Origin of the sequence: Domibacillus sp. PGB-M46 (genome assembly GCF_022668875.1) — a bacterium.
GTDB lineage: Bacteria > Bacillota > Bacilli > Bacillales > Domibacillaceae > Domibacillus.
This window is the reverse complement of sequence record NZ_JAKGCR010000002.1, coordinates 105,561-126,396: the sequence shown is the minus strand read 5'-3', so window position 1 is coordinate 126,396 and position 20,836 is coordinate 105,561. Positions and strand designations below refer to the sequence as shown.

At 44.0% G+C, this 20,836-nt stretch carries 22 protein-coding genes; 15 read left to right on the top strand and 7 right to left on the bottom strand.

Features of this window, described 5'->3' with window-relative positions; genetic code table 11:
• The first annotated feature begins 27 nt into the window (after window positions 1–27).
• The 4 genes from L2D08_RS02590 (at window position 28) to L2D08_RS02575 (ending at window position 3,296) form a co-directional block, all read left to right on the top strand.
• Window positions 28–1,389: a dihydrolipoamide acetyltransferase family protein gene (locus L2D08_RS02590; RefSeq protein ID WP_242232171.1), complete on the top strand. Its 1,362-nt coding sequence runs from the start codon at window positions 28–30 to the stop codon at window positions 1,387–1,389.
• A gap of 3 nt (window positions 1,390–1,392) precedes the next feature.
• A complete protein-coding gene (gene lpdA, locus L2D08_RS02585; protein WP_242232170.1) occupies window positions 1,393–2,802 on the top strand; it encodes a dihydrolipoyl dehydrogenase in 1,410 nt (469 codons plus the stop codon).
• Window positions 2,803–2,974: 172 nt separating this feature from the next.
• Window positions 2,975–3,091 carry a GapA-binding peptide SR1P gene (locus tag L2D08_RS02580; protein WP_242232169.1) on the top strand — a complete coding sequence of 39 codons (117 nt, stop codon included), beginning with the start codon at window positions 2,975–2,977 and terminating at the stop codon, window positions 3,089–3,091.
• An 88-nt stretch (window positions 3,092–3,179) separates the two neighbouring features.
• Window positions 3,180–3,296, top strand: a complete 117-nt coding sequence (locus tag L2D08_RS02575) for a GapA-binding peptide SR1P (protein ID WP_242232168.1) — start codon at window positions 3,180–3,182, stop codon at window positions 3,294–3,296.
• A gap of 44 nt (window positions 3,297–3,340) precedes the next feature.
• Here L2D08_RS02575 and L2D08_RS02570 read toward each other — a convergent pair whose 3' ends face one another.
• Window positions 3,341–4,810 (bottom strand): aminotransferase class I/II-fold pyridoxal phosphate-dependent enzyme, encoded by a 1,470-nt coding sequence (locus L2D08_RS02570; RefSeq protein WP_242232167.1) that lies wholly within the window; start codon window positions 4,808–4,810, stop codon window positions 3,341–3,343.
• Between the two features lie 139 nt (window positions 4,811–4,949).
• On the opposite strand from L2D08_RS02570, the gene L2D08_RS02565 reads away from it, so the two are divergent.
• Window positions 4,950–5,219, top strand: a complete 270-nt coding sequence (locus tag L2D08_RS02565) for a UPF0223 family protein (protein WP_242232166.1) — start codon at window positions 4,950–4,952, stop codon at window positions 5,217–5,219.
• A 39-nt stretch (window positions 5,220–5,258) separates the two neighbouring features.
• Here the strand turns inward: L2D08_RS02565 and L2D08_RS02560 are convergent, their stop codons facing one another.
• Window positions 5,259–5,876, bottom strand: a complete 618-nt coding sequence (locus L2D08_RS02560; RefSeq protein WP_242232165.1) for a YktB family protein — start codon at window positions 5,874–5,876, stop codon at window positions 5,259–5,261.
• A 134-nt stretch (window positions 5,877–6,010) separates the two neighbouring features.
• Here L2D08_RS02560 and L2D08_RS02555 point away from each other — a divergent pair, with 134 nt between their 5' ends.
• Window positions 6,011–6,802, top strand: a complete 792-nt coding sequence (locus L2D08_RS02555; protein ID WP_309087496.1) for an inositol monophosphatase family protein — start codon at window positions 6,011–6,013, stop codon at window positions 6,800–6,802.
• A 107-nt stretch (window positions 6,803–6,909) separates the two neighbouring features.
• On the opposite strand, the gene L2D08_RS02550 is transcribed toward L2D08_RS02555, so the two are convergent.
• Window positions 6,910–7,095, bottom strand: coding sequence for a DUF5325 family protein (locus L2D08_RS02550; RefSeq protein WP_242232163.1), 186 nt, complete (start codon window positions 7,093–7,095; stop codon window positions 6,910–6,912).
• A gap of 156 nt (window positions 7,096–7,251) precedes the next feature.
• Between L2D08_RS02550 and typA the strand changes: the two genes are divergently transcribed.
• Together typA and L2D08_RS02540 are read left to right on the top strand one after the other, a co-directional pair.
• Window positions 7,252–9,081, top strand: coding sequence for a translational GTPase TypA (gene typA / locus L2D08_RS02545; protein WP_242232162.1), 1,830 nt, complete (start codon window positions 7,252–7,254; stop codon window positions 9,079–9,081).
• Window positions 9,082–9,112: 31 nt separating this feature from the next.
• Window positions 9,113–9,427 carry a YlaH-like family protein gene (locus L2D08_RS02540; RefSeq protein ID WP_242232161.1) on the top strand — a complete coding sequence of 105 codons (315 nt, stop codon included), beginning with the start codon at window positions 9,113–9,115 and terminating at the stop codon, window positions 9,425–9,427.
• A gap of 14 nt (window positions 9,428–9,441) precedes the next feature.
• On the opposite strand, the gene L2D08_RS02535 is transcribed toward L2D08_RS02540, so the two are convergent.
• On the bottom strand, window positions 9,442–9,846 hold the full coding sequence (locus L2D08_RS02535; protein WP_242232160.1) for a hypothetical protein: 405 nt from the start codon (window positions 9,844–9,846) through the stop codon (window positions 9,442–9,444).
• An 11-nt stretch (window positions 9,847–9,857) separates the two neighbouring features.
• The gene (locus L2D08_RS02530; protein ID WP_242232159.1) at window positions 9,858–10,061 is read right to left on the bottom strand and encodes a YlaI family protein; all 204 of its coding nucleotides are present in this window, start codon (window positions 10,059–10,061) and stop codon (window positions 9,858–9,860) included.
• A 106-nt stretch (window positions 10,062–10,167) separates the two neighbouring features.
• Between L2D08_RS02530 and L2D08_RS02525 the strand changes: the two genes are divergently transcribed.
• Entirely contained in the window at window positions 10,168–10,632 is a 465-nt protein-coding gene (locus L2D08_RS02525) for a pyridoxamine 5'-phosphate oxidase family protein (protein ID WP_242232158.1), read from the top strand.
• Window positions 10,633–10,665: 33 nt separating this feature from the next.
• The gene (locus tag L2D08_RS02520; protein ID WP_242232157.1) at window positions 10,666–11,769 is read left to right on the top strand and encodes an HD-GYP domain-containing protein; all 1,104 of its coding nucleotides are present in this window, start codon (window positions 10,666–10,668) and stop codon (window positions 11,767–11,769) included.
• A 31-nt stretch (window positions 11,770–11,800) separates the two neighbouring features.
• Here L2D08_RS02520 and L2D08_RS02515 read toward each other — a convergent pair whose 3' ends face one another.
• The gene (locus L2D08_RS02515; RefSeq protein ID WP_242232156.1) at window positions 11,801–12,301 is read right to left on the bottom strand and encodes a peptidyl-prolyl cis-trans isomerase; all 501 of its coding nucleotides are present in this window, start codon (window positions 12,299–12,301) and stop codon (window positions 11,801–11,803) included.
• A gap of 164 nt (window positions 12,302–12,465) precedes the next feature.
• On the opposite strand from L2D08_RS02515, the gene L2D08_RS02510 reads away from it, so the two are divergent.
• The 3 genes from L2D08_RS02510 to pyc all read left to right on the top strand — a co-directional run bounded on the left by L2D08_RS02510 (window position 12,466) and on the right by pyc (window position 17,492).
• Window positions 12,466–12,747 (top strand): Fpa/YlaN family protein, encoded by a 282-nt coding sequence (locus tag L2D08_RS02510; protein ID WP_050181559.1) that lies wholly within the window; start codon window positions 12,466–12,468, stop codon window positions 12,745–12,747.
• A gap of 85 nt (window positions 12,748–12,832) precedes the next feature.
• Complete coding sequence (locus L2D08_RS02505; protein WP_242232155.1) at window positions 12,833–13,984, top strand: FtsW/RodA/SpoVE family cell cycle protein; 1,152 nt, start codon at window positions 12,833–12,835, stop codon at window positions 13,982–13,984.
• A gap of 70 nt (window positions 13,985–14,054) precedes the next feature.
• The gene (gene pyc, locus L2D08_RS02500) at window positions 14,055–17,492 is read left to right on the top strand and encodes a pyruvate carboxylase (RefSeq protein WP_242232154.1); all 3,438 of its coding nucleotides are present in this window, start codon (window positions 14,055–14,057) and stop codon (window positions 17,490–17,492) included.
• Between the two features lie 47 nt (window positions 17,493–17,539).
• Here pyc and L2D08_RS02495 read toward each other — a convergent pair whose 3' ends face one another.
• Window positions 17,540–18,445: a COX15/CtaA family protein gene (locus tag L2D08_RS02495; RefSeq protein ID WP_375337555.1), complete on the bottom strand. Its 906-nt coding sequence runs from the start codon at window positions 18,443–18,445 to the stop codon at window positions 17,540–17,542.
• A 367-nt stretch (window positions 18,446–18,812) separates the two neighbouring features.
• Between L2D08_RS02495 and cyoE the strand changes: the two genes are divergently transcribed.
• Entirely contained in the window at window positions 18,813–19,655 is an 843-nt protein-coding gene (cyoE, locus tag L2D08_RS02490) for a heme o synthase (RefSeq protein WP_304653921.1), read from the top strand.
• Between the two features lie 84 nt (window positions 19,656–19,739).
• Complete coding sequence (coxB, locus tag L2D08_RS02485; RefSeq protein ID WP_242232153.1) at window positions 19,740–20,825, top strand: cytochrome c oxidase subunit II; 1,086 nt, start codon at window positions 19,740–19,742, stop codon at window positions 20,823–20,825.
• The last annotated feature ends 11 nt before the right edge of the window (window positions 20,826–20,836 follow it).

The following is a 20,836-nucleotide window of genomic DNA, read 5'->3' as shown; positions in this document are numbered from 1 at the left end:
AATTCAATTATTAGGAGGCTGAATGCATTGGCATTTGAATTTAAATTACCAGACATCGGTGAAGGTATTCACGAAGGTGAAATCGTCAAGTGGTTTGTAAAGCCAGGTGACAAAGTAGCGGAAGATGACGTACTTTGCGAAGTACAAAACGATAAAGCAGTTGTTGAAATCCCATCACCAGTTGCAGGTACAGTAGAAGAAGTACTGGTTGAAGAGGGCACTACAGCAATCGTTGGCGATACATTAATCAAATTTGACGCTCCCGGATACGAAGATTTGAAATTCAAAGGCGACGATCACGGCGACGAAGGCGAAGCAAAAACAGAAGCGCAAGTTCAGTCTTCTTTAGAAGGCGGTCAAAACATTGATAAAGCACCTGTTGAAGAAGCGCCGAAAGAGTCTACAGGCCCTATTCACACAGGCCCGGCTCAAACACAGGAAGAAGTAGACCCGAACCGCCGCATCATTGCAATGCCATCTGTACGTAAATACGCACGTGAGAAAAATGTAAACATCGCTCAAGTAGCAGGCAGCGGTAAAAACGGCCGTATTGTGAAAGAAGATATTGATGCATTCATGAACGGCGGTGCGAACACTTCTGCACAAGCTGAAGCAGCTGTACAACAGGAAGCTCCAGCAGCGAAAGAAGAGTCAAAACCAGCAGCAGCAGCGATTCCAGAAGGCGAGTTCCCAGAGACACGCGAAAAAATGAGCGGCATCCGCAAAGCAATTGCCAAAGCGATGGTCAACTCAAAACAAACTGCACCACACGTTACCCTAATGGACGAAGTAGAAGTAACCGAGCTGTGGGCACACCGCAAAAAGTTCAAAGATATTGCGGCGGAAAAAGGCGTGAAATTAACGTTCCTTCCATACGTTGTAAAAGCTTTGACAAGTGCGCTTCGTGAATTCCCTGCGCTTAACACATCCATCGATGATGCAACAAGCGAAATTGTTCATAAGCACTATTACAACATTGGTATCGCAGCTGATACTGAAAAAGGCTTGATGGTACCAGTTGTGAAAAATGCAGACCGCAAATCAATGTTTGCGATCTCTAACGAAATCAATGAACTTGCTGTAAAAGCACGTGACGGCAAATTGGCTCCTGCAGAAATGAAAGGCGCATCTTGCACAATCACCAATATCGGTTCCGCCGGCGGACAATGGTTTACACCAGTTATCAACCATCCAGAAGTAGCAATTTTGGGTATTGGACGCATTGCTGAAAAACCAATTGTAAAAAATGGTGAAATTGTAGCGGCACCTGTGTTAGCATTATCATTGAGCTTTGATCATCGTATGATTGACGGAGCGACTGCACAAAATGCGTTGAATCACATTAAACGGTTGTTAAACAACCCAGAACTTTTACTAATGGAGGCGTAAGAGATGGTAGTAGGAGATTTCCCAATTGAAACAGACACTATAGTAATTGGTTCAGGCCCTGGCGGTTATGTAGCGGCAATCCGCGCAGCACAGCTTGGACAAAAAGTAACGATCGTTGAAAAAGAAAATCTTGGAGGCGTCTGCTTAAATGTAGGCTGTATTCCTTCTAAAGCTCTTTTAACAGCAGCTCACCGTTTCGAGCAGGCGAAACACTCTGACGATATCGGTATCATTGCTGAAGCTGTTTCTGTAAACTTCGACAAAGTACAAGAGTGGAAAGCTAGCGTCGTGAACAAGCTTACAGGCGGCGTTGAAGGCCTTCTAAAAGGAAACAAAGTGGAAATCGTTCGCGGTGAAGCTTATTTCAACGATGCGAACACGCTTCGTGTTATGGGTGAAGATTCTGCACAAACGTATACATTCAAAAATGCGATCATTGCTACTGGATCACGCCCAATTGAAATTCCAAACTTTAAATTTTCAAACCGCGTTATTGATTCAACAGGCGCATTATCACTAAAAGAAATCCCTAAAAAAATGGTTGTTGTCGGCGGCGGCTACATCGGCTCCGAGCTTTCAACAGCATATGCGGATTTTGGAACAGAAGTAACAATCCTTGAAGGCGCTCCTGAAATTCTTGGCGGCTTTGAAAAACAAATGTCTGCTATCGTTAAACGCAACATGAAGAAAAAAGGCATCGAAATCGTAACGAGTGCGATGGCTAAATCAGCCGTAGAAACAGAAAACGGCGTAAAAGTAACATACGAAGCAGGCGGAAAAGAAGAAACAATTGAAGCTGATTACGTACTTGTTACGGTAGGCCGTCGTCCAAACACGGATGAAATGGGTCTTGAAGGCATTGGCGTGAAAGTAGCAGAGCGCGGATTGGTAGAAGTTGACAAACAGTGCCGTACAAGTGTAGAAAACATTTATGCAATCGGCGATATCATTTCGGGACCTCCTTTGGCCCACAAAGCATCTTACGAAGGTAAGATTGCTGCTGAGGCGATTGCAGGAGAAAAATCTGAAGTGGATTACCTTGCGATTCCAGCGGTTTGCTTTACAGAGCCAGAACTTGCAACAGTTGGATACAGCGAAGCACAAGCAAAAGAAGAAAACATCGAAATCGTATCAGCGAAATTCCCATTTGCAGCGAACGGCCGTGCTCTTGCACTTAACAGCACAGACGGCTTCGTAAAAGTGGTAGCACGCAAAGAAGACGGACTGATCATCGGCGCGCAAATCGCTGGTTCAGGCGCTTCTGATATGGTAGCGGAACTAGGTCTTGCGATTGAAGCAGGTATGACACTTGAAGATGTAGCAATGACAATTCATGCGCACCCTACGCTTGCTGAAATGACAATGGAAGCAGCAGAAGTAGCACTTGGAACACCAATTCACATTGTAAAATAATTGAATGATTACATTGAAACCCCCGGTTTCCTTATTCTAGGAAACCGGGGGTTTTTTGTCCCGTTTTTAAATATGTTATACAATTAGAGCTTGAATTTTTAAATGTGTTATATTATTATTAACTCAAGAAACATAAATCGCTTTCAAAAACAAAAACAGGAGGTTATAAAACATGGGAACAATCATCTGCAAGTCTTGCCAAGCAACAATTGAGCATTTCGAAGAAGAAAAGGTGACAGTTTTATACTCTCATTGTGGCTGTGATCATGAAACTGAAAGTGACGACTGAACGGATAACTAAAATGAGCCGCTCCAAGCGGATATAAATTTAATAAACATAAATCGGTTTTAAAAACAAAAACAGGGGGTTATAAAACATGGGAACAATCATTTGCCAGTCATGCAAAGCAACAATTGAGCACTTTGAAGAAGAAAAGGTGACAGTTTTATACTCTCATTGTGGCTGTGATCATGAAACAGAGAGTGATGACTGAACGGATAGATAAAGAGCCGCCCCAAACTGGAGCGGCTCTTTTTTTTAATAAATCGGCTTGCGTTCGCGGATCACACGCAACGTTTTTAATTCTTCATCTTCAGGGCCTTGGACAGGAAGTCCGGCTGCTACGTTTTCTTTTACATAACGCAGGTTTTCTTCGGTAATGATTTCACCCGGAATAAAAATTGGGATACCCGGCGGGTAAACCATCATAAATTCTGCCATAATCCGGCCTGCTGATTCATCAAGTGGGACGGTTTCTGTCTCTGCATAAAAAGCTTCGCGAGGAGACAGTGCTAACAGCGGGATATCCGGCAGCATTACATGCGCATATCTAGACTGAACGGTACCTTTAAAGGAAGCTGCCATTTCAGTTAAAGCTTTCACAAGCAGTTCGCAATCTTCTTTCGTATCCCCTGGTGTAATAATGCAGAGAATGTTGTATAAATCACTGAGCTCTACCTCGATGTTATAACGGTCCCGGAGCCATTTTTCTGCATCATGTCCGCTTATACCAAGGTTCTTAACAGAAACAATCAGTTTGGTCGGGTCATAATCATACGTGGCTTTTGAGCCTAGAATTTCTTCACCTACACAATAAAGGTGGTCAATTTCGTTTATTTGTTTTCGTGTTTCCTGCGCGTGTTTCAGGGTCTGCTCAATAATTTGATGCCCGTTGATCGCAAGGTGTCTCCGTGCGGTGTCAAGGGAAGCAAGCAGGATATAAGACGTAGATGTCGTTGTCAGCATGCTCAAAATCGTCTGTACACGATTTACGGATACAAGTCCTTCGCGTACATTTAAGATAGAGCTCTGGGTCATAGAACCGCCCAGCTTATGCACACTCGTGGCCGCCATATCGGCTCCTGCCTGCATAGCCGAAATCGGAAGGTCTTCATGAAAATGGATATGAACACCGTGTGCTTCGTCGACAAGAACGGGAACGTTGAATGAATGGGCAATATCAACGATTTGTTTTAAGTCGCCCGCAATGCCGAAGTACGTCGGGTTAATCACGAGCAGGCCTTTTGCATCCGGATGCTCTGTTAATGCCCGAGTAACAGACTCGGTTGTAATACCATGTGAAATTCCTAAATCTTTATCAATTTCAGGATGAATAAAAATTGGAACTGCACCAGAAAATACAATCGCGGTCATAATGGACTTATGAACATTACGCGGCACAATGATTTTTTCACCGGGTCCGCAAACGGCCATAATCATCGTCATAATAGCTCCACTTGTTCCTTGAACAGAGAAAAACGTATGGTCAGCACCAAATGCCTCGGCAGCCAGCTGCTGGGCTTCTTTAATGATACCGTGCGGCTGATGGAGGTCATCAAGGGGTGCAATATTAATTAAATCAATGGAAAGCGCATTTTCTCCGATAAATTCTTTGAAGACGGGATCCATTCCGCTTCCTTTTTTATGACCTGGAATATGAAATTGAACCGGGTTCCGTTCGGCGTGGCGAAGAAGCCCGTCAAATAATGGTGTTTCGTGTTGTGACAACGCCATTTCCACCTCTTTTCTAATCATTCGCTAAAGCAAAAGAATTATAGCACTTTGCATGGTCCTTGCAAAGAAATTTTTCTTCCCAAGCAAGGAGATGACTTGTGCAAAAGCGAATAAATAAAGGGAGGTGAGAAAAATGGAATATTCGTACCCGTTTTCAACGGACTGGTCAACGGAAGAAGTGATTGATGTCGTTTCCTTTTTCGAAGCCATTGAGCAGGCTTATGAAAAAGGAATTGCCAAAGAAACGTTAATGGAGCGGTATCGCCGCTTTAAAGAAATTGTGCCAGGAAAAGCAGAAGAAAAGCGCATTTGCAATGAGTTTGAAGAAGTAAGCGGCTATTCTTCCTACCGCGCAGTTCAAAAAATGAAGCAGGCTCCTGAACAAACAAAAATACGCATGTAAAGACAGCAGCCCATTTCGGCAGAGGAAATGGGCTGCTGTTTATTTATAAGCAAGCTGATAAATAGGAAGAAGTGTTTTAAACGTTTCTCTAATAAGGGTATAAAGTGCTTCTCCATTCTGCAGAACAGGGTCATCCGCTTGAATGTGGCGGCCAATTAAAAGCTCTGCTTTTTTTACATCCCGGAACCGCTCAAGAGCATGTTCAACGTCCAGCTCTTCCCATGTTTGAGCGTCTTTTTTTAAATGATCGAGAGACACCACATAGTCAGCCGGTATCGCATTATGGAGCAACTGCTGATGAGTTAAGAAGGCTTGGGCAATTTCTTTTTTACGCGGCAGCTCGTAAATAAAAGCAAGCCAAATAAAAACATGATCGTCAAACAAGCCGACTTGAAAATGGGGGTGCTGCTTATATCCACGCTTGTTGTCTGCTACAGCAAGCCATGTATCGTTTGGTGGATTCACTTTACGTCGCGCGTGGCGTGCAATGTGTAAAAACATTTCCTGTCCGAGCAGTGCTGCCAAATCATCGGCCAGGACGCTGCCGAGCTGATTGAATTTCGGCTGTATCCGTTCCTGTATGGCAGTCATTCTTTCTGCAAGACCATTTATTTGGAAGACCAGAAAATCTTCTTCAGTAAAACCAGTAAAATTCATGGGAGTATAATCCTTTCCTGCAAATCATTTTTCATTCTTATGTTACCATATCGTGAGAAGTTGGAAAAACTTGATAAGCCTTTTTATTTCGTGTAAGGTGATAAAAAACGGAATAGAAGTGAGACGGGGGCTGTATCATGGCGAATTGGACAAAAATAGACCAAATGGTAAAGCGGTGGATTCAGGAAGCCGGCACAAATATACGAGCATCCTTTACTGATTCACTCACCATTCAGGCAAAGTCAAATCCGAATGATTTAGTGACAAATGTAGACCAGGAAACAGAGCGGTTTTTTATAGAGAATATCCGCTCCCACTTTCCAGATCATCGTATTTTAGGGGAAGAAGGCCAGGGAGATCAAATCAAATCGCTTGATGGTGTGATATGGATAATCGACCCGATTGACGGTACGATGAATTTTGTTCACCAGCAGCGTAATTTCGCCATCTCTATCGGTATTTATGAGGACGGTATCGGCCGGCTTGGATACATATATGACATTGTTCATGACGAGCTTTATCATGCCAGAAAAGGACATGGGGCCTGGATGAACGATACACCGCTTCAAAAACTCGAACAAGTACCGGTTGAAACGGCTATATTAGGGATTAGTGCCACATGGCTGATTAACAATCGGCATTTTGATCAAAACAAACTCATCCAGCTGGCGAAAGATGTGCGCGGAGTAAGATCATACGGATCAGCAGCGCTGGAACTTGCTTATGTAGCTTCAGGGCGTTTAAGCGCCTATATTACAATGCGGAATGCGCCGTGGGATTTTGCCGGCGGTAAAATGATTGTCGAAGAAGCGGGCGGCATTGTGAGCACGATTAGCGGAGAAGAAATTGATATGCTTTCCATCAATCCGGTTTTTGCGGCAGCGCCAGGTCTTTATGAAGACATTTTAAAGAAATATTTGAGCTGAGAAAAAAGGAACAGCGCTTTGGGCGGCTGTTCCTTTTTATTGTAAGCAGTCCGTTATATGTAGGGCGTTACGCGGCCCGGCACCAGGCATTGTTACCTTGTACCTTTTTATAATTTGCCTGCCCGGCGCATTTTCGCTTTGTACGAAAATCCAAATCCCATAACAGCGAGAAGCAGGATAATAGAGAGCGCGCCGCCTAAAATACTTCCTTCACCGATGGCAATACCGATGCCAATCATGCATGCAGCGGCTAAAACAGCAAATCCTAAAAACGGCCATTGAATAGTAGGCAAAGTGCATACCTCCTTTTTGTCTATTGTAGTACAACGAGATCTTTTTTTGCAATGCCGCTTTTTCCAAATAGGCATCGGGGTTATGATGTGGTATAATAGTTCAGTTAATGGAAACCGAACTAAACGAAGTTTCTAGAAAAGGCAGGAGGAAATAGGTTGAAAACAAGAAACGATTTACGGAACATCGCGATTATCGCCCACGTTGACCACGGAAAAACAACGCTGGTCGATCAGTTATTGAAGCAGTCAGGTATTTTTCGTTCAAATGAGCATGTAGAAGAGCGCGCGATGGATTCAAACGACCTTGAACGCGAACGCGGTATTACAATTCTCGCTAAAAATACTGCGATTCAATATAAAGATACAAAAATCAACATTTTGGATACACCAGGACATGCTGACTTCGGCGGCGAAGTAGAGCGGATCATGAAAATGGTTGACGGTGTTTTACTTGTTGTCGATGCGTACGAAGGCTGCATGCCTCAGACACGCTTCGTATTGAAAAAAGCACTAGAGCAAAATCTGCGTCCGATTGTTGTTGTTAACAAAATTGACCGTGATTTTGCCCGTCCGGCAGAAGTAGTAGATGAAGTACTTGAGCTTTTCATTGAGCTTGATGCAAACGATGAGCAGCTTGAATTCCCGGTTATTTATGCATCCGGTATTAACGGAACTGCAAGTACAGATCCGGAAAAACAAGATGAAAACATGGAAGCACTATACGAAGCGATTATCGAACATATCCCGGCACCGGTTGATAACAGTGACGAGCCGCTTCAATTCCAGGTAGCTCTTCTTGATTACAATGACTATTTAGGCCGTATCGGAATCGGCCGTGTTTTCCGCGGCGAAATGTCTGTTGGACAGTCTGTAGCGTTAATGAAGCTTGACGGTAAAGTAAAACAGTTCCGTGTAACAAAAATGTTTGGCTTCCTTGGATTAAAACGGGTTGAAATTGAAACGGCAAAAGCAGGCGATCTTGTAGCTGTTTCAGGCATGGAAGATATTAACGTTGGTGAAACAGTTACACCAATGGAGCATCAAGAAGCACTTCCGGTACTTCGCATTGATGAGCCAACATTGCAAATGAACTTCCTTGTAAACAACAGCCCATTCGCTGGCCGCGAAGGGAAATTTGTTACATCAAGAAAAATCGAAGAACGTCTTCATGCACAGCTTGAAACAGATGTCAGCCTTCGTGTTGAAAATACCGCTTCTCCAGATGAGTGGATCGTATCAGGGCGTGGCGAGCTTCACTTATCCATTTTAATTGAAAACCTTCGCCGTGAAGGATTCGAGCTTCAAGTATCGAAGCCGCAGGTTATCGTTCGCGAAATTGATGGAGTTCAATGTGAACCGGTTGAACGCGTTCAAATTGATGTGCCGGAAGAATACACCGGCTCTATCATCGAATCAATGGGTGAGCGTAAAGGTGAAATGCTCGACATGATCAATAATGGAAACGGCCAGGTCCGCTTGATTTTCATGGTGCCTGCACGTGGATTGATCGGATACACAACAGAGTTTTTAACCATGACACGCGGTTACGGCATTATCAACCACACGTTTGACAGCTATCAGCCAATGCAAAAAGGACGCATCGGTGGCCGCCGTCAGGGCGTTCTTGTATCGCAGGAAACTGGAAAAGCATCCACATACGGCATCATGGGTGTGGAAGACCGCGGAACGATTTTTGTTGAAGCAGGTACAGAAATTTATGCCGGTATGATCGTGGGCGAACATACACGTGACAATGATTTAACGGTAAATATCGCAAAAACAAAACAGGCAACCAATGTCCGTTCTGCAAACAAAGATCAAACCGCTACAATGAAAAAGCCGCGCATTATGTCTCTTGAAGAAGCGCTTGAGTATTTGAATGATGATGAATACTGCGAATTAACGCCGGAATCGATCCGTCTTCGCAAAAAAATTCTAGATAAAAATGAACGTGAGCGCGCAGCGAAAAAGAATAAGCAGGACTAAGCATTAAGCATAAGGATAGGGAGGAATGAGTGTGGAAGGATTGGAACATGTCGGCCCGCTTCTTCGGGCTCTTATTGAATCATTTGGTGTTCAAACAGCGATCTATATTTACTGGGCTATTTTAATTGCCCTCTCCATTCTCGTTTATAATCTCGGGTTTGCAAAAAAACTAAAAATGTGGCAAAACGCCATCGTTTATGTTTCCCTTGCGGCCGGCTCCCTGCTGCTTTTAATCCTGTCTTACCAGCTGCCGGTTGTTGAAAGCCTGATTGTAGCTGCCCTTGTGTTAGGGGCGTATAAATTCAGGCTGAGAAAGCATCAAAAACAAGAAAGAACCGCACGCTGAATAAAGCGGGAGGCTTATGCCTCCCGCTTTATTTTTTGCTGCCCGTACAGACCAAGGACAAGGGCATATAAAGCGTGTCCTGCTGCCCACCAGCCAAAAGCCTGTCCATCGTACGGAGCAGCAACGGGCTTGTGGGAAAGTATAGATAAAGGGTAGTACAGAAAAACAGTCGGCAGCATAAGAACAAAAGCAGTTGTAAAAGGCCGTTTCGTTTTGAAAAGCAGTCCCAAAAAAACAGCTGTAATCGAAAAAGAAAGAAGTAAGTGAAAGAAAAATTCCATCCATTCCGGCCACGCGATTCGGTTAAGAAGAGGAATGAAATCAACGTTCAGCAGTAAGGTATACACTTTCTTTCCTGTAAGCCATTCGGCTGTCTTTAAAAAAAAGCCAAGTACTATTCCTCCTGCAGTGCCAGCCAACAGAAGGCTTCTTATGAAAGCCACTCTTTTTCTTTTCCAGAACGATAAACAAAAAACTGTCCTGTACGGATTCGCTGCTCGGTTTTTTCCGCAATACGTGCCCGGCATGCTTCACACATATAGGTATGAATAGGCCGGTTGCGCAGCTTTTTAGCAGAAGGCAATTGATCGTCAATTGATTCAATTTTGTCACACATTATGCATTTTACTCTCATAGAGGCACCTCCGTTTTACAAGTAGTATAACATGGGAGAGGGCAGCATATAGAAATGCAGACAGAATATCGGTATAATAGGAGAAAAGTCAGAAGGAGCGGTGGCGTTGGCAAATCGAAATGAACCATATTTAATACCGGAATTGTTCGAAGCACTTCAATCGGAACGCCTTTCATTTTTTTCGACAGTAGATGCGGAAACAGGGGCCCCTTTTATGAATGCGATTTCCTGGGTGTATGCTTTAAATGATACAACGCTGCGCATAGCGGTAGACAGCCGTTCGAAAATTATCCATAATATTCATAAAAATGCACTGGTTTCCCTGGCTGTTTTTGCCTCTGAATCGGCTTATACAATCAGTGGTAGTGCAAAAATCCTATCCTGTCATTTAGAGGGAGTACCGTTAAAAGCATCCGTTATCGAAGTGTCGATTAAAGAAGTGCGGGATGTTATGTTTTATGGATCGAGAATTACAGTAGAGCCTGTTTCCGAAAAAACATACGATTTACAGGCGGCCGAAAAGCTGGACGGGCAAATTATGGCAGCTTTAAAACAGGAAACAATTCAATAAAGTTATTTTGGCTATATAAGGAGTTCGAACATTTTGAGATTAGTCGCTGTGTCATCCATCCAAGAAAATGTCTTTCTTGCTGAAAATGTGTTAAACAGCAAAGGACAAATACTGCTGAAGGCAGGTGCTGAGCTCAGACCGCCTATTGTGAAGCGGCTGTACTCGCTTGGTATTTCGTATGTATACATTGAAGATGCACGTACGGATGACATCTATATTCGCCCGGTTTTAACAGAAGGGACAAGAAGAGAAGCTCTCTGTATTATGTCGGAAGCATTTAATCAAGTGAAAAAAGACTTATCAGCAGATTCACCGAAATTCGGCTTTCACAAAATGGAAAAAAAGTTTGTTTCTGTTGTCCGCGATATTATCAGGCAGATCAAAAGCCGAAAAGAAGCGATTGATTTATTGACCCACTTATATGCCCACGACGATTATATTTTTACTCATTCACTAAACGTGACTATTTACACACTGGCGCTCAGTATGAAACTGAAAAATTTAACACCAAAACAAACAGAAGAAATCGGCTTAGGGGCAATGCTGCACGATGTTGGAAAAATGCTGATTCCGTTAGCCATTTTAAAAAAGCCTTCAAAGCTGACAGGTGACGAGTTTACTATAATAAAATCTCATACGGAATTAGGCTTTGAGCTGCTTCGGAAAGAACATGGGCTGCCGCTGACTGCAGCCCATTGTGCACTTCAGCACCATGAGCGCTTAAACGGTTCTGGCTATCCGCGCGGCTTAAAGGGAAATGAAATTCATTTATTTGGGAAAATGATTGGGATTGCCGATGTATACGACGCGGTAACCTCAAATCGAATTTATCGCAAAGCGATGCTGCCTCATGAAGGAATGGAAATTTTATATGCAGGTTCAGGAACCGAGTTTGAAACGGAATATATTGAAAAATTTCGCAAAGCGATCGTGATGTATCCAACAGGTTTAACCGTATGGCTTACAGACGGACGGAAGGGTATTGTGTGCGAGCAGAATGAGCATGTCAGCGACCGGCCTGTTTTGCTTATTTTAGAAGAAGGCGGGCACAACTTAAAAGTGCCTTATAAAGTGAATCTAGCAGTTGAAACAACCGTTTTTATAAAAGAAACGGATACAACATTGTCTGGTATATAAAAAATCCATCTGCCCGAAGGCAGATGGATTTTTACTGAACAGAAATAGCCGTTACATTTTTGATCGGACAGTCACGGTTTGATCCATCTTTCAGTAAGACATAAACGGGGCCGTCTTCCCGCAGCGGTTTTCCTTTAAAAGAAAACTGCATAATGAGCGAGTCCGCTTCTGCAAGGGGATATGAAAAAGAACCGTTCTTTGTTTCGATCACAATTTGGGAAGCGCTGTCTGACGGCACCGCATTTTTTAAAAAGGGTGAAAGCGGCACGCCAAATGTGCTGGTGAGCACTTTTTCTTTTTCATATTTTTTTTCAGATTTAATCGTCGGCGGAAAAACCGCACCTTCCCGAATTTCTTTTTCCCAAAATTTTGATGTGCTTTTTATGTATTCTTGCTCTGTGTCCCGTTCAGGCTGAGGTGATGAGGAAAAAAAGTCGTCTAAATCAATGCGGCGGTCGTCGAAAATCCACACACCGGGGTCAAGAGTGAGCGGAAACGAGACGTTTCCTTTGATGGGAATGATTTGCTCCATCGAATCATATCTCCTTTATGTAAGTGAACTATGTTTCCTCATAAGTATAGCGTGAAAATTTTGTGTTGTCAGTCTGCCTGTTAAAATTCCTTGCAAATTCCCTGTATTAACGATAAAATCTTTTAATATACAGTGATTCCATTCTTGGAACAGGGGGAGAAATTATGGCATCTGAAATGAAAATAGACCATCGGGAAAAGGCCTACTCTCTGTTGCAGGCGGATGCGGAAAAAATTTTGCGTCTCATCAAAGTGCAAATGGACAATTTAACGATGCCGCAATGTCCTTTATACGAGGAAGTGCTTGACACTCAAATGTTCGGCTTATCCCGTGAAATAGACTTCGCTATACGTCTCGGACTGGTAGATGAAGCAGATGGCAAACAGCTGATTGACTCGCTTGAACAAGAACTTTCAGCATTGCATGAAGCATCCGTTGACCGGTAAACAGACAGAAAACTCAAACAGCTGTTTGAGTTTTTTTAACTTAACGAGTATCGCTTATCGGTAAGCGCATGAATGGAAGGTTTGTATGTGGAAAAGAAATTTAAAATCATATGATTATCCGTTGGCGGCCGTGTTTTGTATTTTATGTTTATTTGGGCTGATGATGATTTTTAGTGCAAGTTCAGTAATGGCCGTTCAGCGGTGGGGACTTGAAAGTGGTTATTTTTATGATAAGCAGAAGATACATATTGTTATGGCTTTTATCGCTTTTGGCGTTGTATCCTTTTTTCCGTATCAGCGTTTAAGAGCGAAGCGGTTTCAGCAATGGATGCTGGCAGGCATGTTTGGAATGCTGCTTTTACTGTTTGCATTTGGACATGTATCAAACAATGCCCAAAGCTGGTTTCAAATAGGGGCGCGTTCGATTCAGCCGTCAGAGTTTGCTAAATTGGTTGTCATTCTTTATATGGCTGCCATATTTTCAAAAAAACAAAAAAAAATTAACTCGCTTAATAACAGTATTGCGCCGCCAGTTATTATGCTTTTTAGCATTTGTTTCCTTGTAGCGCTTCAGCCCGACTTCGGAACGGCTGCGATCATTTTTGCGATTGGGTTGACAATCGTCTTAACATCCGGTATAAAAATGAAAAAGCTTGTTAAGTTTATGCTGTTGATTGGTATTTTTGCCCTGTTTTTGTCACCGCTCTTCTTTTGGCAAAAAGATGAAATTTTGTCTGAAGAGCGAATGGGGCGTCTAACAAGTTATTTAGATCCTTTTAAATATGAGCAGGGTGACGGCTATCATCTAGTAAATTCCTATCTTGCGATTGGCTCGGGCGGACTGACCGGTCGGGGACTTGGCCAAAGTGTACAAAAGCTTGGCTACTTACCGGAGCCGCACACAGATTTTATCATGGCCATTATCGCTGAAGAACTGGGAATCTTGGGAGTCATTTTTGCCATAGGCGGTATTTTATTTATCGTGTTACACGGCTTACGTATTGCCGTGAAGAGTCCTGATTCGTTTGGTTCAATGCTTGCAGTCGGCGTCTCTTCGATGATTGGGATACAGGCATTTATCAATCTCGGCGGCATGTCAGGAGTTATCCCTATTACGGGAGTTCCGTTGCCATTTATCAGTTATGGCGGATCTTCTTTACTGCTGCTCTCAATTTCACTTGGTATTTTGGCTAACATATCGATGCAGTCAAAATACGAAAAAAACTATAAATCTTAAAAATAAAAAGGTTCAAAGATTTGAACCTTTTTATATATAATTTTATCAACAGATCAGGGGAGAGATGAAGATGAAAAAAATCAGCAAAGTGCTGGTGGCAAACAGGGGAGAAATTGCCATCCGCGTATTCCGCGCCTGCACAGAACTACATATCCGGACAGTAGCTGTTTACTCGAAGGAAGATTCAGGTTCATATCATCGCTATAAAGCCGACGAAGCATACCTGGTAGGAGAAGGAAAAAAACCAATTGATGCTTATCTGGATATCGAGGGGATTATTGAAATTGCCAAGCAGGCAGAGGTTGATGCCATTCATCCCGGCTACGGATTTTTATCTGAAAATATCGAATTTGCGAAACGTTGTGAAGAGGAAGGCATTATCTTTATTGGACCGAAATCCGCTCACCTTGATATGTTTGGCGATAAAGTAAAAGCACGGACACAGGCGATCAAAGCAGAGATCCCGGTTATTCCAGGTACTGATGGACCGGTTAGCAGCCTAGATGAAGTCATTGAATTCGGGAAAAATCACGGCTTCCCTATTATCATCAAAGCGGCTCTTGGCGGCGGCGGCCGCGGCATGCGGATTGTTCAAAACCTCGGAGAAGTGCGTGAAGCATACGACCGTGCGAAGTCTGAAGCCAAAGCAGCTTTTGGTAATGACGAAGTGTATGTAGAAAAATTTGTTCAAAATCCAAAGCACATTGAAGTGCAGATTATCGGCGACCATGAAGGAAATGTCGTTCATTTGTATGAGCGCGACTGTTCGGTTCAGCGCCGCCACCAAAAAGTAGTAGAGGTAGCACCAGCCGTTTCGATTTCAGAAGATCTACGTGACCGTATTTGTGAAGCAGCTGTGAAGCTGATGAAAAATGTGGACTACTTGAACGCGGGAACCGTGGAGTTCTTAACCGCGGGTGAAGACTTTTACTTTATTGAAGTCAATCCGCGCGTTCAGGTTGAACATACGATTACGGAGCTGATTACAGGAATCGATATCGTGCAGACGCAGATCCTTGTGGCAGAAGGCCACGGACTGCACAGCGACAAGGTCGGCATTCCTGAGCAGAAAGACATCCGCACTATGGGATATGCCATTCAGTCACGCGTTACAACAGAAGACCCTGAAAACGGCTTTATGCCGGATACAGGCCGGATCATGGCTTACCGTTCCGGCGGCGGCTACGGTGTCCGCCTGGATGCCGGTAACAGCTTCCAGGGTGCGGTCATCACGCCATATTATGATTCACTGCTTGTAAAAGTATCGACGTTTGCGATGACTTTTGAACAGGCCGCATCTAAAATGCTGCGGAACCTGCAGGAATTCCGGATTCGCGGAATTAAAACAAACATTCCGTTTTTGGAAAACGTGATGCGCCATGAGGATTTTATCTCAGGCAACTATGATACGTCTTTTATTGACAAATCACCTGAGCTGTTTGTTTTCCCGAAAAGAAAAGACCGCGGAACAAAAATGCTCAATTATATCGGCACCGTCACAGTGAATGGATTCCCGGGTGTGGAACAGAAGAAAAAGCCAGTCTTTGACACGCCGCGCATCCCGAAAGTCAAACTGTCCGAAAAACCGGCATACGGAACGAAGCAGATCCTGGACGAGCAGGGAGCAGACGGTCTTGTAAACTGGGTAAAAGAACAAAAAGAAGTACTGTTAACGGATACGACAATGCGTGATGCCCATCAGTCACTGCTTGCAACACGTGTCCGCACAACAGATCTGACTCATATCGCACCGGCAACGGCCCGCCTTCTTCCAGAATTGTTCTCAATGGAAATGTGGGGAGGAGCGACGTTTGATGTGGCATACCGCTTCTTGAAAGAAGATCCTTGGAAGCGTCTTGAAACGCTTCGCAAGCAGGTACCGAACATTCTATTCCAGATGCTGCTTCGCGCATCGAATGCGGTTGGCTACAAAAACTATCCGGATAACGTCATTAAAGAGTTTGTCCAGCAGTCTGCCGAGTCCGGCATTGACGTATTCCGTATTTTCGACAGCTTAAACTGGGTGAAAGGCATGGAGATTGCCATCGATGCAGTCCGCCAGTCCGGTAAAATTGCTGAAGCGACGATTTGTTATACAGGGGACATCGATGATCCATCCCGTGCGAAATACAATGTAGAATACTACAGAAACATGGCGAAAGAGCTGGAAGCACAGGGTGCCCATATTCTCGGCATTAAAGATATGGCCGGGCTTTTGAAGCCGCAGGCTGCCTACCGCCTGATTTCTGAATTGAAAGAAGCGGTTGATATTCCGGTTCACCTGCATACGCACGACACGAGTGGCAACGGTGTGCTGATGTACACGAAAGCGATTGAAGCAGGTGTGGATATCGTTGATACGGCTCTCAGCACAATGGCGGGGCTTACATCACAGCCAAGCGCCAATACGCTTCACTACGCGCTTGAAGGAACAGACCGCGCTCCGTCTGTCCGCATCGATGCGCTTGAAAAAGTCTCTTACTACTGGGAAGATGTCCGCAAGTTCTATGCGCCGTTTGAAAGCGGCATGCTTGCGCCGCATACAGAAATTTACGAGCATGAAATGCCGGGCGGCCAGTATTCAAACCTTCAGCAGCAGGCAAAAGGTGTCGGCCTTGGCGACCGCTGGGATGAAGTCAAAGACATGTACCGCCGCGTGAACCTGATGTTCGGTGATATTGTCAAAGTAACGCCGTCTTCTAAAGTAGTTGGGGATATGGCCCTCTTTATGGTTCAGAATGACCTGACGGAAGAAGAAGTGCTGCTTCGCGGCGACAAAATCGACTTCCCTGACTCTGTGATTGAACTGTTTGAAGGCTATCTTGGCCAGCCGGTTGGCGGCTTCCCAGAGCAGCTGCAGAAAGTGATCCTAAAAGGAAAATCACCGATCACCGTACGTCCGGGTGAACTTTTGGAAGACGTTGATTTCGGTGCCCTTCGCAAAGAGCTGGAGCAGGAAATCGGGGAAGAACCAACGGATCATGATGTGATTGCGTATGCCCTGTATCCAAAAGTGTTTACGGATTATGCAAAAGTAAAAGCACAGTATGGCGATATTTCGGTTCTCGATACACCGACGTTCCTGTACGGCATGCGTCTCGGTGAAGAAAAAGAAATCGAGATTGAAACAGGAAAAACACTGATTGTGAAACTTGTTTCGATCGGCCACCCGCAGGCGGATGGAACACGCATTTTAACTTTTGAGCTGAATGGCCAGCCGCGTGATGTAGTCATTAAAGACGAAAGCATTAAATCAGCTGTCAATGCGAAAGTGAAAGCTGATCCGAAAAATGAGGGTCATATTGCGGCCACAATGCCGGGTACAGTCATTAAAGTCATCCTTGAAAAAGGCGATAAAGTGAAGCGCGGGGATCATCTCATGATTACCGAAGCAATGAAAATGGAGACAACGGTACAGGCACCATTTGATGGAACTGTTAAAGCTGTCCATGTACAAAACGGTGAAGCCATTTCTACAGGCGATCTCCTGGTAGAACTTGAAAAATAAAATAGAAAACAAAAAGCACCGGCCTCAAAAGAGGCGGTGCTTTTTTGTTAAGCATTGATCCTGCTTCGGGAAACGAGCAGAATAAAGTAACACAATAGTCCAAACAAGCAGGATACAAATAAAGCGTGGGCGAGAGCGATATACAGATTTAAGCGGGTCCAAATAATAAACGCGCCTGCAATTGCCTGCAGTGAAACAAGAATGAAGGCAATCAGCCATCCGTAATACAAAACACGCTGGTGCTTATAGTATTTAAGGGCAAGGTAAGCGATACAAGCAATCCAGATGAAAATCAAACCGGCTGCCGCCCGATGACTCATTTGAATCCACTGGTACAAGTTTGAAGGCAGTATTTCATCATTTCCGCACAGCGGCCAGGCCCCGCATACCATGCTGGATTTTGTATGGCGGACGAGCGCCCCCGTATATACAACGATATAGCTGTACAGGGTAACGCCGACAGTATGCCACTTCATTCGGCTGTCAATCACGATGGAGGAAGCATCAAATCGCTGATCCACTTCAAAAATAAGAAGGGTCAGCAATAAAACGGCGGAAAACGAAATAAGAGAGATGCCAAAATGAAGAGCGAGCACAAAGTCGTTTTGCCCCCACAAAACAGCCGCCGCTCCAATTAATGCCTGGACAAGCAAAAACAAAAAAGCCAGAGCAGAGAGGAATTTTGTTTCTCGCTTATGGCCGATACAGCGCCAGGAAAAAACAGACAGCGCTAAAACAAGAAGTCCGGCTGCACCAGAAACAGCACGATGGGAAAGCTCAATAATGGTTTCTGCCTGAATGTTTTCGGGAATAACCTGTCCATGGCAAAGCGGCCAGTCGTTACCACAGCCAAGTCCGGAATCTGTTTTTGTCACAAGTGCACCGCCAATTAAAACTGCAAGCATAACCAATGTGGTCACAACTCCAAGCCATTTAAGCCAGCCATTCAACATGCTCACCTTCTTCTCTCTATCTATCTCTAGCCTTTTATACACGGGAAAGAAAGCCATTTCATTTTTGTTGATTCCCATATTTATTCTATTATCTTACAAAAAAGAATCACTGGAAACAATCGTTTTTACGAGACACAAATTCGACATAAATCGTTCATCAGCCGTTCACATAAAAACGGTGAATATGATTTAATATGGAAGAGAGCGTCTATTCGCTTGAAATGTTTTTAAATTGTGTAGAAAAGCGCAGCTATATCCTTTATAGTAAGATTAAGATAGTGTGTTTAAAGAAAGGGGGGGAATAGTGTTGCGCAGTACAACATTAGATAAAACAAGTGTGCCGGAAACAACGGCTGTAAAAGATTTTATGGCCTTGATTAAGATCGGCATCGTTAACTCCAATTTAATAACTGTTTTTACGGGTATGTGGCTGGCTTTTATTTTAAACGATATCCGGTTTTTAGCCAACCTTGATACCATTGCTTTAACACTCATTGGTTCCGCCCTTATCATCGCGGGCTCAGCAAGTTTGAACAACTATATTGACCGGGACATCGATCCTTTAATGGAGCGTACAAAAACAAGGCCGACAGTTACCGGGAAAATCAGCTATCCAAAAGTACTAACCATAGGACTTGCGCTTGTCATTGTCGGATCAGCATTTTTATTTATGACCACCTTTACAGCAGGGGTGATCGGAGTCATTGGGATCATCAGCTACGTAGTGATTTACACAATGTGGTCAAAACGCCGTCATGTAAGCAATACAATCGTTGGCAGCATCTCAGGTGCTGTGCCTCCTCTTATCGGTTGGGCTGCTGTGGACCCAACACTGGATATGCTGGCTTGGATGCTGTTTTTAATTATGTTTATCTGGCAGCCGCCGCACTTTTACGCATTGGCAATGAAGCGTGCTGATGAATATGGAAGAGCAGGAATTCCGATGCTTCCCACTGTAAAAGGATTTGCCGTTACAAAGCGTCATATGTTTGTTTGGACGCTGCTTCTTTTGCCGCTGCCGTTTTTCATGACAGAACTTGGCACGGCGTTTATCGTTCTGGCTGCCTTGCTAAACGTGGGCTGGGTTGCCCTGGCAGCAACAGGCTTTAAAGCAAAAGATGATTTGAAATGGGCCAGATATATGTTTATTTATTCATTGCAGTATTTAACCATTATTTTCGTTGCAATGGTTATCGTTACCGTTATTTAAACAGGGGAATTCTTCTTTTGAGAAATCCATATATATGCACTGTTTTAGTAAACATTTCAAACGAAAGAGGGGTTGTAATACGCTATGAAAAGGAAGCTGACAAACTGGCGTCTTTTTACGTTTACCAGCCTGACGGCGCTCTTTCTGTCCGGCTGCGGCGAACCATTTCTTTCAACGTTGACTCCTGCTGGTGAAGCAGGCCAAACCGCCTATGATCTCATGTTGCTCAGCACATGGATCATGGTCGGCGTGGTCATCGTTGTCTCTGTTTTATTTGCCATTGCGGTTTTGAAGTTCCGCCGCAAAAAAGATGACCCGGCTATTCCAAAGCAAGTGGAAGGAAGCCATGTACTTGAAATGATATGGACGATTATTCCGATCATTTTACTGATTATTTTAGCAATTCCAACAGTTTTGGCTACATTTGATTTAGCTGACACAAAAGCAATGGATAAGAAAAAGGAAGACGGTACAACAGATGCCATGGTTGTAAACGTACGGGCCAATTTGTATTGGTGGGAATTTGAATATCCAAACCAAAAAATTATTACAAGCCAGGAGCTCGTTGTTCCGACAGACCAGAAGGTGTACTTTAACGTAAAAGCATCCGATGTAAAACACTCTTTTTGGATTCCGGCGGCCGGCGGGAAAATAGACACAAATGTAGAGAACGTCAATCAAATCTGGCTTGAGTTTGATGGTGAAAAAGCAGAAGAAGCAGACAATCTATTTTATGGGAAATGTGCAGAGCTTTGCGGTCCTTCCCATGCTTTAATGGACTTTAAAGTGCATGCGCTTCCAAAACGGGAATTTGACCAGTGGGTAACAGCGATGCAGGCAATCGACGCGAAAGCAGCAGAAGCAAAACCAGAGGATCCAGCTGCAGCTGCAGGGCAGGAAATATTCAATCAAAAGTGTTTGAGCTGCCATGCTGTTACAACGGCTGATGCACGTCCCGAAGCAGCCCGTACCGCGCCAAACCTTGCAGGCTTTGGAGAGCGTGAAAGAATAGCAGGTATTCTTGAGCATAACGAAGAAGAATTGAAGAATTGGATTTCAAATCCGGAAGAGTACAAGCCAGGCAATAAAATGACAGGCACGTATGGAGAATTGTCTGATCAGGAAACAGATCAGCTTGCTGCGTACTTGATGAGCCTTAAAGTAGAATAAATATATAGAAT